We start from the raw sequence: 14,764 nt of genomic DNA on the forward strand, positions 1-14,764 counted from the left end.
AGTCTACTTCGCCGCGCGGGCCGTGCCGGATGCCAGCGAGCGCGCCTCGGCGACGAGGCCGGCAACGCCCCCGTCGCGCAGAGCCCGCACCAGCGCCGTGCCGACGATGGCTCCGTCCGCGTAGTCGACGACGCCCGCGACCTGGGCGGCCGTCGAGATGCCGATGCCCACGCAGGCGTGCTCGACCCCGTGGGCACGGAGGCGACCGACGAGCGTGCGGGCGGCGGCGTCGAGCTCCGCCCGCTCCCCCGTGATCCCCATCGTCGACACGGTGTAGACGAAGCCGGTGGAGGCCTCGGCGATCATCCGCAGCCGGTCCTCGGTGGAGGTCGGCGCCGCCAGGAACACCCGGTCGAGCCCGGTCCGTCGCGAGGCGGCGATCCAGTCGGCGGCGGCATCGGGAGTGATGTCGGGAGTGATGAGGCCCGCGCCCCCGGCGGCGAGGAGGTCGTCCGCGTAACGATCGACCCCGTACTGCATCACCGGGTTCCAATACGTCATCACGAGGATCGGCACGTCGGTGCGTGCGGCGATCTCGCGGACCGCGGTGAACGTGTCGCTCACGCGGAAGCCGCCGGCGAGGGCCGCCTGCGTGGCCTCCTGGATGACCGTGCCGTCCATCACCGGATCCGAGTAGGGAGGACCGAGCTCGAGGATGTCGGCTCCGGCCTCCGCCAGCGCGACGGCGGCGTCGATGCTCGTCTGCAGGTTCGGGTAGCCCAGAGGGAGGTAGCCGACGAAGGCACCCCGCCCCGCGGCGCGGGCGGCGTCGATGGCTGCGGCGACGCGGCTCACAGCTCGACCCCCTCGCCGCTCGCGGCGTCGTCCGCGGGCGGCTCGTCCACGGGACCGTCGCCGTCGTCGTACAGGCCGAACCAGCGCGCGGCCGTGTCCATGTCCTTGTCGCCGCGGCCGGAGAGGCTCACCGCGATGATCGCGTCCGGGCCGAGTTCCCGGCCGAGCCGCAGCGCTCCCGCCAGGGCGTGGGCCGACTCGATCGCCGGGATGATGCCCTCGGTGCGCGAGAGGAGGCGCAGCGCATCCATCGCCTCCGCGTCGGTCGCCGGGATGTAGCTCGCCCGCCCGATGTCGGCGAGCCACGCGTGCTCAGGTCCGACGCCCGGGTAGTCGAGTCCGGCCGAGATCGAGTGCGATTCGACGGTCTGGCCGTCCTCGTCCTGCAGCACGTACGTCTTCGCACCGTGCAGGACGCCCGGGCGACCGCGCTCGATCGAGGCGGCGTGCTTCGGGGTGTCCACGCCGTCGCCGGCCGCTTCGACGCCGTACAGCGCCACGTCGGGATCGTCGAGGAACGCGTCGAACATGCCGATCGCGTTCGACCCGCCCCCGACGCACGCGACGACGGCGTCGGGCAGGCGGCCCGTCTCGTCGAGGAGCTGCTGCCGCGCCTCCTCCGAGATGATCTTCTGGAAGTCGCGGACCATCGCCGGGAACGGATGCGGACCCGCCGCCGTGCCGAAGATGTAGTTGGTCGTCTCCACGGAGGCCACCCAGTCGCGGTACGCCTCGTTGATCGCGTCCTTGAGGGTGCGGGACCCCGTCGTGACCGGGATGACCTCGGCCCCGAGCAGACGCATCCGCGCCACGTTCAGCGCCTGCCGCTCGGTGTCCACCTCGCCCATGTAGACGGTGCACTCGAACCCGAAGAGCGCCGCGGCGGTCGCGGTGGCGACACCGTGCTGACCGGCGCCCGTCTCGGCGATGACGCGGGTCTTGCCCAGGCGCCGAGTGAGCAGCGCCTGACCGATGACGTTGTTGATCTTGTGCGAGCCGGTGTGGTTGAGGTCCTCCCGCTTGAGGAACATCCGTGCGCCCCCCGCGTGCGCGGCGAACCGCGGGACCTCGGTGAGCGCCGACGGGCGCCCGGCGTAGGAGTGCAGGAGGCTCTCGAACTCCGCGTGGAAGGCGGGGTCGGCCGTCGCCGCCTCGTACTCCGCCGTGAGCTCGTCGATCGCGGCGATGAGCGACTCGGGCATGTACCGCCCGCCGAACTCGCCGAAGAAGGGGCCGTGCTGATCGCGCAGGCTCGTCATGATCCGGCCTCCAGGAAGGCGTGCAGGGTCGACACGGGGTCGTTCGTCACGAGGGCCTCGCCCACGAGCACGACGTCGGCCCCGGCCGAGCGGTAGTGGGCGACGTCGGCGGGAGCCAGGACCGCCGACTCCGCGATCCGCACCGCGTCGGCGGGGAAATCGGCGGCGAGGGAGCCGAAGAGGTCGCGGTCCAGCTCGAAGGTCGAGAGGTTGCGCGCGTTGACGCCGATGAGCTTGGCACCGAGATCCGCGGCGCGGTCGAGCTCCTCGCGCGAGTGCGTCTCGACGAGGGGGGTCATCCCCAGTTGGAGGACGAGGTCGTGGAGCCGACGGAGCACGGGCTGGTCGAGCGCCGCCACGATCAGGAGCACGAGGTCGGCGCCCGACGCACGCGCCTCGAGCACCTGGTACGGCGTGGCGATGAAGTCCTTGCGGAGCACCGGCACGTCCACGCGCTCCTTGACGGCCTCGAGGTCGGCGAGGGAGCCCTTGAACCGCCGACCTTCCGTGAGCACCGAGATCGCGGAGGCGCCGCCCTGCTGGTAGAGCTGTGCCTGGAGGGCCGGATCGGGGATGGCGGCGAGGTCGCCGCGCGACGGGCTCGCGCGCTTGACCTCGGCGATGATCTTCACGCGGTCCGCGGGAGCCAGGGCGGCGAGAGCGTCGAGGGCGGGTGCCTGGGCGAGGGCGGCGCGCTCGACGTCGCCGAGCGGACGCGCCTCGGCGCGTGCCTCCGCATCCTCGACCGCACCGGCGGTGAGGCCTGCGAGCATGATCAGTGCTGCTTCGGGCTGTACTTGGGGCCGTTCACGCCGTACCCGGCCTTGGCCAAGGCCCAGCCCACGATCGCGCCGCCGACGAGCAGGCCCGCGGAGGCCCACACGAGCGCGGGCATGTCGAGCACGAAGAAGACGGTGCCGAGCGTCACGGCGAGCAACATGATCACAACGGCGGTCCAGGCGGCCGGCGAGTGTCCGTGGCCGGGGTCGTCGATGCTGTTGCTCATGATGCTCCTCGGTGTGCTGCGGGGTTCCCGGCCAGTCTAGCGGGAGGTCGGATCGTCGCCGCGCGACAGGTCGTCCCACGAGTCGATCGCGTCGTCCCGCGAGGCGTCGTGCGGCCGCGCCCCCGCCGTGTGGCCGGGCCGCGCGTCGTCCCGTTCGTAGCGTCGGCCGCCGCCGCGCCAGCGGTGCGCGGTGGCGAGCGTCCACGCGCCGCCGAAAGCGATCAGGGCGCCGGCGACGGCCGCGGCGACGGGCCATCCGGTCGCCGCCGTCTCGCCGACGAGATCCGAGATCGCGTCCGCGCCGGACAGACCCGTCGACCCCGTGACGACCCCCGCGACGGCATCGAGCGGTCGCTCGAGGAGGATCCGCGCGGCGGCGACCAGCAGGGACCCGCCGATGACGGCGGCGAGCACGCCGAATGCGTAGCGGAGCACGCGCCCGACCACCGTGAGAGCGAGACCGAGGGCGAGCGCGGCAAGGCTCAGGGGCGCCAGGAGCGGCACCGCGGAGGCACCGGGGACCGGAAGAGCCTCCGTCGCGCCCGTGCGGAGCGTGACCTCGAGCCACGTCTGGGTCGAGGAGATGATGGCGATCGCGCCGCCGAGGACGATCGCCAGGACGGCGAGCATCCGCGCGCGGGCTGTCACGCCCATCCCTCCACCGGCGCGAGATCGTCCGCGTCGAAGCAGGTGCGGTCGCCGGTGTGGCACGCGGCGCCGATCTGCTCGACCCGGACGAGGACCGCATCGCCGTCGCAGTCCAAGCGGGCGCCGCGCACGTACTGGGCGTGCCCGGAGGTGTCGCCCTTGCGCCAGTACTCCTGCCGCGAACGCGACCAGAACGTCACCCGGCCCTCGGTGAGCGTGCGCCGCAGTGCCTCGGCATCCATCCACCCGAGCATCAGCACCTCGCCGGTGTCGTGCTGCTGGATGATCGCGGCCACCAGTCCGGACGCGTCGAAGCGCACCCGGGCGATCCGCTCGTCGACGGTCTCGCCGCTCACGATCGGACCTCGATCCGCTCGGCGGCGAGCGACTCCTTGACATCCGCGATCGTCAGTTCGCCGGAGTGGAAGACGGACGCCGCGAGCACGGCGTCCGCGCCGGCGTGGATCGCGGGGGCGAAGTCCGCGGCGCGACCTGCGCCGCCCGAGGCGATGACGGGCACGGAGGAGATCTCGCGCATGAGGCCGATGAGCTCGAGGTCGAACCCGTCCTTCGTCCCGTCGGCGTCGATGGAGTTGACCAGCAGTTCGCCGGCGCCGCGGTCGATCGCCTCACGCGCCCAGTCCAGGGCATCCAGCGTCGTCTCGGTGCGCCCGCCGTGCGTGGTGACCACGAAGCCGGACCGCGTGCCGGCCGCGCGCTTGACGTCGAGGCTCAGCACGAGCACCTGCGCTCCGAAGCGGTCCGCGATCTCACCGACGAGATCCGGGCGTGCGATCGCCGCGGAGTTCACCCCGACCTTGTCCGCGCCGACGCCGAGCAGCCGTGCGACGTCGTCCACGGAGCGCACGCCCCCGCCGACCGTCAGCGGGATGAACACCTCCTCGGCGGTGCGGCGCACCACGTCGTAGGTCGTCGAGCGGTCGTCGACCGTCGCGGTCACGTCGAGGAAAGTGAGTTCGTCCGCGCCCTGGGAGAAGTACAGCGCGGCCCGCTCGACCGGGTCTCCCATGTCCCGCAGGTTCTCGAAGTTCACACCCTTCACGACGCGGCCGGCGGCCACGTCCAGGCACGGGATCACCCGGCACGCGAGGGACATCAGAGCCTCGCGTTGTGGATCGCGGTCACCAGGATCGCCCGCGCGCCGATCGCGTAGAGCGCATCCATGACCTGGTTGACGGTCTTGCGGGGGCTCATGACCCGCACCGCGACCCAGGCGGGGTCGCGCAGCGGAGAGATCGTGGGCGACTCGATGCCGGGCGCGAGGGCGACGGCCTGGTCGACGAGGTGGGCGGGCAGGTCGTAGTCGATGAGCACGTACTGACGCGCCACCATCACTCCGCGCAGGCGTCGCAGCAGCGTCTCGGTGCCGTCGGCCTCGGCCGGCGCGCCGATGAGCACCGCCTCGGACTGGAGGATCACGGGTCCGAACACCTCGAGCCCGGCCTGCTTGAGGGTGGTGCCGGTCTCGACGACGTCGGCGATCGCATCCGCGACGCCGAGATCGATGGCGGACTCCACCGCCCCGTCCAGGGGGACGAGGTCCGCCGCGACGCCGTGCGAATCGAGGAAGCCGTCCACGAGGCCGGGGTACGACGTGGCGATGCGCACCCCGTCGAGATCGGTGACCTCGCTGTACTGGCCGGGACGACCGGCGAAGCGGAAGGTCGATCGCGCGAAGCCGAGCTGCTCGATCTCGCGCGCCCCCGGCATCCGTGCGTCCAGTAGCAGGTCGCGGCCGGTGATCCCCACGTCGAGGGCGCCGGATCCGACGTAGGTCGCGATGTCCTTCGGACGCAGGTAGAAGAACTCGACCTCGTTGCGCGGGTCGATGATGTGCAGTTCCTTGGAGTCGCGGCGGCCGGTGTAGCCGGCCTCCGCGAGCATCTCGGCGGCGGTGTCGGCGAGCGACCCCTTGTTCGGCACGGCGATTCGCAGCATGTCGCGGGAGCTTTCGTTGGGAGAGTGTGCGGTGAGCGGACGCGGGCTCAGAGATGTCGGTAGACGTCGTCGAGGGTGAGGCCCTTCGCGAGCATCAGTACCTGGAGGTGGTACAGCAGCTGGGAGATCTCCTCGGCCGCCTCCGCGTCCGACTGGTACTCCGCCGCCATCCAGACCTCGGCGGCCTCCTCGACGATCTTCTTGCCGATCGCGTGCACGCCGCGATCCAGCTGCGCGACCGTTCCCGAACCTTCGGGACGGGCAGCGGCGGTGGCGGTCAGCTCCGCGAACAGTCCGTCGAACGTCTTCACCCTGACAGGCTACCGTTCCGCGGCGCCTCCGGACGTCGCCCTCCGCCGTCCGCCCTCATCCCTCCTCGCCGCGGGCCACCGTCAGCGGGCGTCCATCTCCGCAGATGAGCGCGTACTCCGCATCCCATCGCCGGTCCGGGTGCGGAGTACGCGACGATCTGCGGAGTACGTGGCCCCGGATGCGGCGCGGGAAGCGCGACGAGACGACGGCGGCGCCGTAGTGGGCTCCGGGTCAGTGGTGGTGCGAAGCCGCGCCGCGACGCAGGGCGTCGATCGCTCGGGCGGGATCGTCGGCCCCGAACACCGCAGAACCCGCCACGAACGTGTCCGCGCCCGCTTCGGCGGCCTGAGCGATCGTCGCCTCGGAGATGCCGCCGTCGACCTGCAGCCACACCTGCGATCCGCGCCTGTGCGCCTCGTCATGCAGGCGGGCGAGCTTGGGCATCTGGTCGGCCATGAAGGACTGGCCCCCGAAACCCGGCTCCACGGTCATGACGAGGATCTGGTCGAACTCGTCGAGGACGTCGAACAGACCCTCCACCGCGGTCGCGGGCTTCACGGCGATCCCCGCGCGCGCCCCGATCCCCCGCAGCCGACGAGCGAGGGCGATCGGGTCCGCCGCCGCCTCGAGATGGAAGGTGACGGACGCCGCCCCGAGCTCGGCGTACCCGGGCGCCCAGCGATCCACGTCGGAGATCATCAGGTGGACGTCGAGCGGCACGGGGCTCGTCTCCTGGATGCGCTGCACCATCTGCGGGCCGAACGTGAGGTTCGGCACGAAGTGGTTGTCCATGACGTCGACGTGTACGAAGTCCGCCGCGGCGATGCGCTCGAGGTCGGCCTGCATGTTCACGAAGTCGGCCGAGAGGATGCTGGGATTGATGCGGATGTCGGGCACGCCCCCACCCTAGCGGCGGGCCGTCAGCGGCGGCGCAGTAGCGAGATCGACATCGCGTCGGTGCCGTGACGGTGCGGCCACAGCTGCGCGCGGCCCGAGCCGTCGACGTCGGGGAGGTCGATCGGGGAGGCGGCGATCGACGCGACGACCGAGCGGGCGTCGAGCTCCTCGATCGCGGCGCCGTGGATGCGCAGCGCGTCGGCGACCACGGCCGCGGTCTCGGCGAGGTGCGGCGAGCAGGTCACGTAGGCGACGATGCCGCCGGGCGCGAGCGCGCCGATCGCGGCGTCGAGCAGCTCGCTCTGCAGCGAGGCCAGCTCGGGGACGTCCGCGGGACGCTTGCGCCAGCGCGCCTCGGGGCGCCTCCGCAGCGCACCGAGCCCGGTGCAGGGGGCGTCGACGAGGATGCGGTCGTAGCGGCCCTGGCCCGCGCGGGTGCGGCCGTCCTCCTCCGAGACCGGGACGTCGAGCGGGATGCCCGCGACCGAGTCGCGCACGAGACCCGCTCGCGCGGGCGAGAGCTCGTTGGCCTCCACGAGGGCGCCGTGGGCGAGCGCCTCCGCCGCGAGGACGGCGGTCTTGCCTCCGGGCGCGGCGCACAGGTCGAGCCAGCGCTCGCCCTCCCGCACCGGCAGCGCCCGGGTGAGCGCGAGGGCGGCGAGCTGCGAGCCTTCGTCCTGCACCCGGACACGGCCCCCGGATGCCTCGACGATGCCGGCGGGGTCGCCGCCACCCGAACGGAAGCCGATCGGCGAGTAGGGCGTCGGCACGGCACCCGCGGGCGGCTCCGCCAGGTGGGGCAGCGCCGCGAGGGTCACCACGGGCGATGCGTTGTCCGCGTCGAGCAGGCTCTCCAGCTCGTCGGCGCGCCCCTCCGCGGCGAGGGCGCGACGAAAGGCGCGGATGACCCAGACGGGGTGGGCGAAGCGGACGGCGAGACGCTCGTCGTCGGTGCGGGCGGCGGCATCCAGACGGCTCAGCCACTCCGGAGCCGATCGCTCCGAGACACGGCGGAGCACGGCGTTGGCGAACCCCGAGGCGGGTTTGCCCACGGCTTGCCTCACCTGACGCACCGTCTCGTTGACGGCGGCGTGCGGCGGCGTGCGCATCGACAGGATCTGGTGGGAGCCGAGGCGCAGCGCGTCCAGGACGGCGGGATCGATGGCGTCGACGTCGCGTCCCGCGGCGTCGGCGATCACGGCGTCGTACGTCCCCTGGCGACGGAGCGTCCCGTAGGTCAGCTCGGTCGCGAGGCCCGCGTCGGGTCCCGTCAGCCCGGCGCGTGCGATCGCGCGCGGGAGCAGGAGGTTGGCGTAGGCGTCCGAGGTGTGCACGGCGCGCAGGACGTCGTACGCCACCCACCGGGGGGTGCGACCTGCGGGTGCCGCCGTGCTCATGCCGGAGCCCCGGTGTGGGCGACCGGGGCGTCGCCGCGCAGACCACGCCACCAGTCGGCGGCGTTCATCGGCCCCTTGCCTGCGGGCTGTACTCGCTTCAGCAGGAGCGTGCCCTCCCCCGTCCCGAGGAGGACGTCTCGTCCGGTCCACGCGAAGGCTCCGGGCGCGAGAGTGCCCTCGGGTCCCTCGTCCGGTCCGCGATGCGCGGACAGCACCTTCAGCCGCTGGCCGCCGATCTGCACATGGGCGCCGGGCTCGGGCGTCGTCCCGCGGTACCGGGACAGCACGACCTCCGCCGACCGGGTGAGGTCGAGGGCGCCGTCGGCCAGGGTGAGCTTCGGCGCGAGAGTCGGGTCGCCCGTCTGCGGGGTCGCGCGCGCCGTGCCCGCCGCGATCTCGTCGACGACGCGCGCGAGCAGGCCCGCCCCCGCGTCGGCGAGCTCGTCGAGGAGCTCTCCCGCGGTGGCGCCGCGCCCGATGTCGTGGCGGAGCTCGCCGTAGACGTCGCCCGCATCGAGCGCCGGGACCAGCTGGAACACCGCCGCGCCGGTGACCCGGTCCCCCGCGATCACGGCGTGCTGCACCGGTGCCGCTCCGCGCCAGCGCGGCAGGAGGGAGAAGTGGAGGTTGATCCAGCCGCGGGGCGGCAGGGACAGCAGCGGCTCGCGCACCAGCCCGCCGTAGGCGACGATCACGCCGAGGTCGGGGGCGAGCGCGGCGATCTCGGCGGTCGCGGACGCGTCGAGGCGGTCGGTCTTGACCACCGGCACACCCAGGTCGGCCGCCGCCCGTGCGACGGGCGAGGGCGTCAGGACGCGCTTGCGGCCGAGCAGGGCGTCGGTGCGGGTGACGACGCCGACGAGGTCGTGGCCCGATGCGGCGAGGGCGCGCAGCGAGGGGATCGCGGGCTCGGGCGTCCCGGCGAACACGATGCGCATGGGAGTCCTCGGGAGGGTGGAGACGGTCACAGGTCGAGCTCGGGTACGTCGAGCCGCACCCTGAGTGTAGTGCGCGGCGCGGAGCGATCGGCTCCCGCGCGGCGGGCGCGCCTGCCGTGCAGCGCGTCGGCGACGACCGCCGCCCGGAGGGTCTCGGCGACCGCCCGGCCCTGCCCGTAGTCGAACCGCACCAGGGCGCGGACCGTGCCGCCGTCGCGCGGCACGGGGCCGAGGATGCCGCTCGGCGCCGCGGTCGCCTCGGTCGCCGGAGCCAGCGCGGGGACAGCGTCGCGGAGCGCCGCGAGGGCGGTGTCGACGGCACGCGGCGCCCCCTCGACGGTCGCGACGCGGACCGTGGGCGGCATCCGCAGAGGTGCGCGGTCCGCGAGCTCGGCGCGCGCGTACGCGGGCTGGGTCCACGTCGCCAGGGCGCGCGCGACGGGTCCGGCGACGCCCACGAGGTGGACGGGAGCGCCGGGCGCCGCCAGCGCGGCCGCATTCGACCACCACCGCAGGCAGGATTCTCCGATGCGCAGCTGCTCGGCCATGAGCATCCGGTCGCCGTCCAGCAGGATCACCGTCCGGTACCCGCCGATCGCCTGCGGCTCCGCCCCCCGCGTCGCCACCACGAGTGCCGGCCGGTGATCGACGACGGTCACGGGATGATCGCCGTCGGCGAGGATCACGCGCGTGTTCGGGAACGCGCGCCCCAGCTCGTCGGCGGTCCGCTCACTGCCGGAGGACGCCATCCGCAGCGTCGTGCCGGCGCAGGTGGCGCACGACCACGACGGGATCGTCCGGCCGCACCACGAGCATTCGGGCGCGGCCCCCGGGCGCCGGGCGCGGAGCGGACCGGTGCAGTGCGGGCATCGCGCCGGCGTCCGGCACTGCCCGCACACGAGGACGGGAGAATAGCCCGGACGAGCCACCTGCACGAGCACGGGCCCCGTACGCAGCGCCTCACGGGCCGCGGCGAACGCGGCGGACGGCACGCGCTGCCCCCGCGACTCGCCCTCCCGCGTCGCCGACAGGACCACCGTGGCGCGCGCTCGTCGCCGCGCGGGGACGTCGGCGACCCACCCGATCTGCACGAGCCGCTCCACATCCGTCGTGCGTGTGTGACCCGCGAAGACGAGGGCGGAGCCTTCGAGCTCCTGACGCAGGAGCGCGGCTTCGCGCGCGTGCACGCCCGGGCTCAGCGGCTCGGCCAGGAGGGGGTCGCCGTCGTCCCAGACGACGACCGCCCCGACCGCCGGCGCGGGGGCGTACACCGTCGAGCGGTTGCCCACCACGATGGCGGGCGGACCGCCGAGCAGGCGCAGATAGCTCGCGTAGCGCTCCGGGCCGCTGCGGCGGGCGTCGTCTCGGACCACCGCGTCCGGCGGCGCGTGCGCGTCGAGCACCTGCAGCAGCTGATCCTGGTCGCGCTGGTCGGGGACCACCAGCAGCGCGCTGCGACCGCGGGCGAGCGTGTCGACGGCGACGGCGGCGAGCAGCTCGGCCCACGCACCCACGCCGAGCTCCCCGGCGGGGTACGGCGGTGCGTCGAGGGCGAGACGCTCGCCCGCGGCCACCGCGTCGGCGAGGGACGGGTACTCGTCGAGCAGGCGCGCCGCCCACTCCCGGTCGTCCGACGGCACGTCGGGCGGTGGTGCGGGGGCGACGGGCCCGTCCGCGCGCGCGACGATCCAGGCCTTCTCGGCGCGCACCATGCGTTTCGGGATCGCCAGCCTGAGGATGTCGCCGGCCGATCCGGCGGCCCGGTCCGCCGCGCGCCGGGCGAGGGCGTAGAGCGCGGGGGTGAGGACGGGCACCGGCGACACGACGGCGTCCAGCTCCGAGAGCGGTCGGGCGGAGCCGTCCGCATCCGGCGCCTCGACCAGTTCGACGAGGTAGGCGTCGACGACGCGTCCCGCCGTCCGGAGCGGCACCTTCACCCGCACTCCGGGACGGACGTCTCCCTCCAGCGCGGCGGGGACCGCGTAGTCGAACAGTCGATCGAGCTGCGGGAGCGGTGAATCGATCAGCACCCGCGCGACGAGCGGCATGACGCGGCTCAGAGGCCCACGGCGGCCCGGAGCTCCTCGACACGGTCCGTACGCTCCCACGTGAAGTCCGGGAGCTCCCGACCGAAGTGCCCGTATGCGGCGGTCTGAGCGTAGATGGGCCGGAGGAGGTCGAGGTCGTCGATGATGGCCTGCGGCCGGAGGTCGAAGACCTCCCGGATCGCCGCCGTGATGCGCTCGTCCGAGGCATGGCCGGTCCCGAACGTCTCGACGTAGAGGCCCACCGGCTCCGCGCGTCCGATCGCGTACGCGACCTGCACCTCGAGGCGATCCGCGAGCCCCGCCGCGACCGCGTTCTTGGCGACCCATCGCATGGCGTAGGCGGCGGAGCGGTCGACCTTCGACGGATCCTTCCCGCTGAAGGCGCCGCCGCCGTGCCGCGACGCGCCGCCGTAGGTGTCGATGATGATCTTGCGGCCCGTGAGCCCGGCGTCGCCCTTCGGTCCGCCCGTGACGAACGGACCCGCGGGGTTGATGACGTAACGCACGTTCGAGAGGTCGAGTCCGGTCGTCGCGAGGACCGGATCGATCACCTCGGCCTGGACGGCCGCGCGCAGCGCCGGCAGGGAGATGTCGGGATTGTGCTGCGTGGACAGCACGACCGTGTCGACGGTCCGGGGGACGGCGCCCTCGTAGCCGAGCGTCACCTGCGTCTTGCCGTCGGGGCGGAGGAAGCCCAGGGCGCCCGAGCGGCGGGCGTCCGTGAGCCGTTCCGCGAGCCGGTGCGCGGTCCAGATCGCCATCGGCATGAGCTGGGGCGTCTCGGTCGTGGCGTACCCGAACATGATGCCCTGGTCACCCGCGCCCAAGGCGGAGACCGGGTCGGACGAGCCGCCCTCGCGGTGCTCGATCGCCGTGTCGACGCCGGCGGCGATGTCGCCCGACTGCTCGCCGATCGACACGGTCACGCCGCAGGACTCCCCGTCGAAGCCGGTCTCGCTCGACGTGTACCCGATGTCGCTCACGACGCGGCGGACGATCCCGGGGATGTCTGCGTAGCCGTCGGTGCGCACCTCCCCCGCGACGTGCACGAGCCCGGTGGTCACGAGGGTCTCGACGGCGACGCGGCTGCCGGGGTCGACCGCGAGCAGCGCATCGAGCACGGAATCGGAGATCTGGTCGCAGATCTTGTCGGGGTGACCCTCGGTCACCGACTCGGAAGTGAACAGTCGAAGGCCGCTCATCGCACGCTCCTGGGGTCTCGGCGGGTACGCAGACAATCATGCCCGCGATCACCGACACGGCGGCACTCGCGGGCATGGGGAACGCCACAGTCGGTCATCGACCGTGGCGTCCGGGATCAGTCGACGTGACGCAGGCGGAGCTTGTCCTCGTGGATCTCGTGCAGCGCGATCGTCAGCGGCTTGTCCTCGACACTCGAGTCGACCAGCGGGCCGACGTTGTCGAAGAGGTTGCCCTCGTGGAGATCGGAGTAGTAGTCGTTGATCTGCCGCGCGCGCTTGGACGCGTAGATCACCAGCTGGTACTTGGAGTCGACCTTCTCGAGCAGTGCGTCGATGGGCGGGTCGATGATGCCCTTGTCACGTCCGGCCATGATGAACCTCCAGGATCGATGGCGGTGGGAAAGCATGCGGCGGAGCGCCGCGGGGAGATCTGGCTGCCGCCTCACCGGCGGCATCCGACCATTCTATCAGCGAGCGAGGGCCGCGACCTCGGCCGCCGCGCGGGCGACCTCGTCGTTGACGACGCGATAGTCGAACTCGCCCTGCGAGGCGAGCTCGACCTTGGCGGTGCGCAGGCGCCGTGCGCGCTCCTCGGCGTCCTCGGTGCCCCGCCCCACGAGGCGCTGGACCAGCTCGTCCCAGCTGGGCGGAAGCAGGAAGACCAGGGTGGCGTCCGGCGCGGCGTCGCGCACCTGGCGGGCCCCCTGCAGGTCGATCTCCAGGAGGACCGTGCGCCCCTCGCCGAGTGCGCGCTCGATGGGTGCGCGCGGCGTGCCGTAGCGGTACTTGTTGTGCACGGTCGCGTGCTCGAGCAGCTCGCCGTCGGCGACCAGCCGATCGAACTCGGCGTCGTCCACGAAGAAGTAGTGCTCACCCTCGACTTCGCCCGGGCGCGGCGGGCGCGTCGTGGCGGACACCGACAGGAGGATCTCCGGGTGGTGGTCGCGGATGTGGGCGGCGACCGTGCCCTTGCCGACGGCCGTCGGGCCGGCGAGGACGACGAGGCGACTGCGACCGGCGCGGGCGACGGGCGCAGGGAAGCGCCGGTCCAACCACTCGGTGAGGGCACGGCGCTGCCGCACGCCCAGCCCACCGAGACGCTTGACGGGCGAGATCTCGAGCTCCGTCAGGAGACGATCGCGCTTGCCCGCCCCGATCGCCGGCAGCGCCGTGAGGAAGTCGGTCACGCGCATGGCTCCGGCGGAAGACTCGGGCTGCGCGAGCGCCCGGTGCAGCAGCTCCTGCGGGCTGATCACCCGCATGGCCACGTCGTGCTTCAGCGCGGCGCGCTCACGACGGGCGGCGACGGCCCGTCGGGAGGCTGCGGCGCGGTCGACCTCGGGTGGGCGGCGCGTCTCACTCATCGCTGTCCACGGTACAGCGCCGCGCGCTGCTCGATCCGCGCGCCGAGCCCGTCGGGGCCCGCGGAGAGGATGCTGCGGCTCTCGCTCGCCACCACCTGCGAGGCCACGTAGCCGAACAGGCGCCCCAGATCGGCGGGCTGCGCGCCCTGCGCGCCGAAGCCGGGGGCCAGCAGCGGCGTGCCGGCGAGGACGACGTCGGTGAGCCCGAAGGCGCGCCGGTCCACCGTCGCCCCCACGACGAGTCCGATCGGACCGAGCGAGCCCGGCGCTCCGATGTTGCGCGCGGCGACGTCGTGGGCGACGCGTTCGGCGACGCTCTCCTCCTCGTCCACGCGGGCGCGCTGGATGGCCGACGCCTCCGGATTGCTCGTCGCGGCGAGCACGAAGGCGCCCTTGTCGTTGTCGAGGGCCGTCGTCAGGGCGGTGTGCAGCGCGTCGGTGCCCAGATACGGGCTCAGGGTGACGGCGTCGCACTCGAGGGGCGCACCGGCCCGCAGCCACGCCTCGGCGTATCCGTCCATCGTCGTGCCGATGTCGCCGCGCTTGGCGTCGGCGATCACGAGCAGGCCCGCGGCGCGGGCATCCGCCAGGACGTCCTCGAGCGCGGCGAAGCCCGCGGACCCGAACCGCTCGAAGAACGCGACCTGCGGCTTGACGACGCCGACCCGTCCCGTGGCGGCGGCGACCGTGCGCAGGCCGAACTCGCGCACCCCCGCCGCGGAGACCTCGAGCCCCCACGCGCGCAGCAGGCTCTCGTGAGGATCGATGCCGACGCACAGCGGCCCGTTCGCGTCGATGGCGTGCCGCAGCCGCTGCCCGAACGTGCTCATCGCCCTGCCCATCCCGTCCATCCCGTCGGGCACGTCGCACCGGCTGCGCCGCGCCGACGAGTTTCGGTCGCCACGCGCGCCCGAAACTCCCCACCGGGGCGAATCGGAC

Annotated in this window: 17 protein-coding genes; all 17 read right to left on the reverse strand. The window is 73.4% G+C overall.

The features are described 5' to 3' along the window. Positions 1 to 3: 3 nt before the first annotated feature. On the reverse strand, positions 4 to 795 hold the full coding sequence (gene trpA / locus WFI00_RS13645; RefSeq protein WP_336632753.1) for a tryptophan synthase subunit alpha: 792 nt from the start codon (positions 793 to 795) through the stop codon (positions 4 to 6). After that, positions 792 to 2,054: a tryptophan synthase subunit beta gene (trpB, locus tag WFI00_RS13650; RefSeq protein ID WP_336632754.1), complete on the reverse strand. Its 1,263-nt coding sequence runs from the start codon at positions 2,052 to 2,054 to the stop codon at positions 792 to 794. The genes trpA and trpB overlap by 4 nt, the downstream gene beginning before the upstream one ends. After that, the gene (gene trpC / locus WFI00_RS13655) at positions 2,051 to 2,827 is read right to left on the reverse strand and encodes an indole-3-glycerol phosphate synthase TrpC (RefSeq protein ID WP_336632755.1); all 777 of its coding nucleotides are present in this window, start codon (positions 2,825 to 2,827) and stop codon (positions 2,051 to 2,053) included. Before trpC ends, trpB begins: the two co-directional genes overlap by 4 nt. Before the next feature lie 2 nt (positions 2,828 to 2,829). Beyond that, entirely contained in the window at positions 2,830 to 3,060 is a 231-nt protein-coding gene (locus WFI00_RS13660) for a DUF6704 family protein (protein WP_336632756.1), read from the reverse strand. Between the two features lie 36 nt (positions 3,061 to 3,096). Next, positions 3,097 to 3,708, reverse strand: coding sequence for a Trp biosynthesis-associated membrane protein (locus tag WFI00_RS13665; RefSeq protein WP_336632757.1), 612 nt, complete (start codon positions 3,706 to 3,708; stop codon positions 3,097 to 3,099). Then, positions 3,705 to 4,064 carry a phosphoribosyl-AMP cyclohydrolase gene (hisI, locus tag WFI00_RS13670; RefSeq protein ID WP_336632758.1) on the reverse strand — a complete coding sequence of 120 codons (360 nt, stop codon included), beginning with the start codon at positions 4,062 to 4,064 and terminating at the stop codon, positions 3,705 to 3,707. Before hisI ends, WFI00_RS13665 begins: the two co-directional genes overlap by 4 nt. Next, positions 4,061 to 4,825 (reverse strand): imidazole glycerol phosphate synthase subunit HisF, encoded by a 765-nt coding sequence (gene hisF, locus WFI00_RS13675; RefSeq protein WP_336632759.1) that lies wholly within the window; start codon positions 4,823 to 4,825, stop codon positions 4,061 to 4,063. The genes hisI and hisF overlap by 4 nt, the downstream gene beginning before the upstream one ends. Next, on the reverse strand, positions 4,825 to 5,667 hold the full coding sequence (hisG, locus tag WFI00_RS13680) for an ATP phosphoribosyltransferase (RefSeq protein ID WP_336632760.1): 843 nt from the start codon (positions 5,665 to 5,667) through the stop codon (positions 4,825 to 4,827). Before hisG ends, hisF begins: the two co-directional genes overlap by 1 nt. A 47-nt stretch (positions 5,668 to 5,714) precedes the next feature. Further along, the gene (locus WFI00_RS13685) at positions 5,715 to 5,978 is read right to left on the reverse strand and encodes a phosphoribosyl-ATP diphosphatase (RefSeq protein ID WP_336632761.1); all 264 of its coding nucleotides are present in this window, start codon (positions 5,976 to 5,978) and stop codon (positions 5,715 to 5,717) included. A gap of 232 nt (positions 5,979 to 6,210) precedes the next feature. After that, complete coding sequence (gene rpe, locus WFI00_RS13690) at positions 6,211 to 6,876, reverse strand: ribulose-phosphate 3-epimerase (RefSeq protein ID WP_336632762.1); 666 nt, start codon at positions 6,874 to 6,876, stop codon at positions 6,211 to 6,213. 23 nt (positions 6,877 to 6,899) lie between these two features. Next, a complete protein-coding gene (locus WFI00_RS13695; RefSeq protein WP_336632763.1) occupies positions 6,900 to 8,273 on the reverse strand; it encodes an RsmB/NOP family class I SAM-dependent RNA methyltransferase in 1,374 nt (457 codons plus the stop codon). Further along, on the reverse strand, positions 8,270 to 9,211 hold the full coding sequence (gene fmt / locus WFI00_RS13700) for a methionyl-tRNA formyltransferase (RefSeq protein ID WP_336632764.1): 942 nt from the start codon (positions 9,209 to 9,211) through the stop codon (positions 8,270 to 8,272). The genes WFI00_RS13695 and fmt overlap by 4 nt, the downstream gene beginning before the upstream one ends. A 26-nt stretch (positions 9,212 to 9,237) precedes the next feature. Next, the gene (locus WFI00_RS13705; protein WP_336632765.1) at positions 9,238 to 11,259 is read right to left on the reverse strand and encodes a primosomal protein N'; all 2,022 of its coding nucleotides are present in this window, start codon (positions 11,257 to 11,259) and stop codon (positions 9,238 to 9,240) included. Between the two features lie 8 nt (positions 11,260 to 11,267). Further along, positions 11,268 to 12,461, reverse strand: a complete 1,194-nt coding sequence (gene metK, locus WFI00_RS13710) for a methionine adenosyltransferase (protein WP_336632766.1) — start codon at positions 12,459 to 12,461, stop codon at positions 11,268 to 11,270. A 116-nt stretch (positions 12,462 to 12,577) separates the two neighbouring features. Beyond that, a complete protein-coding gene (gene rpoZ, locus WFI00_RS13715) occupies positions 12,578 to 12,832 on the reverse strand; it encodes a DNA-directed RNA polymerase subunit omega (RefSeq protein WP_141379725.1) in 255 nt (84 codons plus the stop codon). 96 nt (positions 12,833 to 12,928) lie between these two features. Further along, positions 12,929 to 13,825, reverse strand: coding sequence for a guanylate kinase (gene gmk / locus WFI00_RS13720; protein WP_336632767.1), 897 nt, complete (start codon positions 13,823 to 13,825; stop codon positions 12,929 to 12,931). Then, a complete protein-coding gene (gene pyrF / locus WFI00_RS13725; protein WP_336632768.1) occupies positions 13,822 to 14,655 on the reverse strand; it encodes an orotidine-5'-phosphate decarboxylase in 834 nt (277 codons plus the stop codon). Before pyrF ends, gmk begins: the two co-directional genes overlap by 4 nt. Positions 14,656 to 14,764 lie beyond the last annotated feature (109 nt).

It is taken from the genome of Microbacterium sp. MMO-56 (assembly GCF_037146215.1).
In the GTDB taxonomy this organism is placed as follows: Bacteria; Actinomycetota; Actinomycetes; order Actinomycetales; family Microbacteriaceae; genus Microbacterium.

Excerpts from the sequence above, each read along its gene's own strand:
- trpB (WP_336632754.1), bottom strand. The coding sequence starts at position 2,054 with ATGACGAGCCTGCGCGATCAGCACGGCCCCTTCTTCGGCGAGTTCGGC.
- WFI00_RS13705 (WP_336632765.1), bottom strand. The coding sequence starts at position 11,259 with ATGCCGCTCGTCGCGCGGGTGCTGATCGATTCACCGCTCCCGCAGCTC.
- WFI00_RS13695 (WP_336632763.1), bottom strand. The coding sequence starts at position 8,273 with ATGAGCACGGCGGCACCCGCAGGTCGCACCCCCCGGTGGGTGGCGTAC.
- gmk (WP_336632767.1), bottom strand. The coding sequence starts at position 13,825 with ATGAGTGAGACGCGCCGCCCACCCGAGGTCGACCGCGCCGCAGCCTCC.
- WFI00_RS13660 (WP_336632756.1), bottom strand. The coding sequence starts at position 3,060 with ATGAGCAACAGCATCGACGACCCCGGCCACGGACACTCGCCGGCCGCC.
- pyrF (WP_336632768.1), bottom strand. The coding sequence starts at position 14,655 with ATGAGCACGTTCGGGCAGCGGCTGCGGCACGCCATCGACGCGAACGGG.
- trpC (WP_336632755.1), bottom strand. The coding sequence starts at position 2,827 with ATGCTCGCAGGCCTCACCGCCGGTGCGGTCGAGGATGCGGAGGCACGC.
- hisF (WP_336632759.1), bottom strand. The coding sequence starts at position 4,825 with ATGTCCCTCGCGTGCCGGGTGATCCCGTGCCTGGACGTGGCCGCCGGC.
- rpoZ (WP_141379725.1), bottom strand. The coding sequence starts at position 12,832 with ATGGCCGGACGTGACAAGGGCATCATCGACCCGCCCATCGACGCACTG.
- hisG (WP_336632760.1), bottom strand. The coding sequence starts at position 5,667 with ATGCTGCGAATCGCCGTGCCGAACAAGGGGTCGCTCGCCGACACCGCC.
- metK (WP_336632766.1), bottom strand. The coding sequence starts at position 12,461 with ATGAGCGGCCTTCGACTGTTCACTTCCGAGTCGGTGACCGAGGGTCAC.
- fmt (WP_336632764.1), bottom strand. The coding sequence starts at position 9,211 with ATGCGCATCGTGTTCGCCGGGACGCCCGAGCCCGCGATCCCCTCGCTG.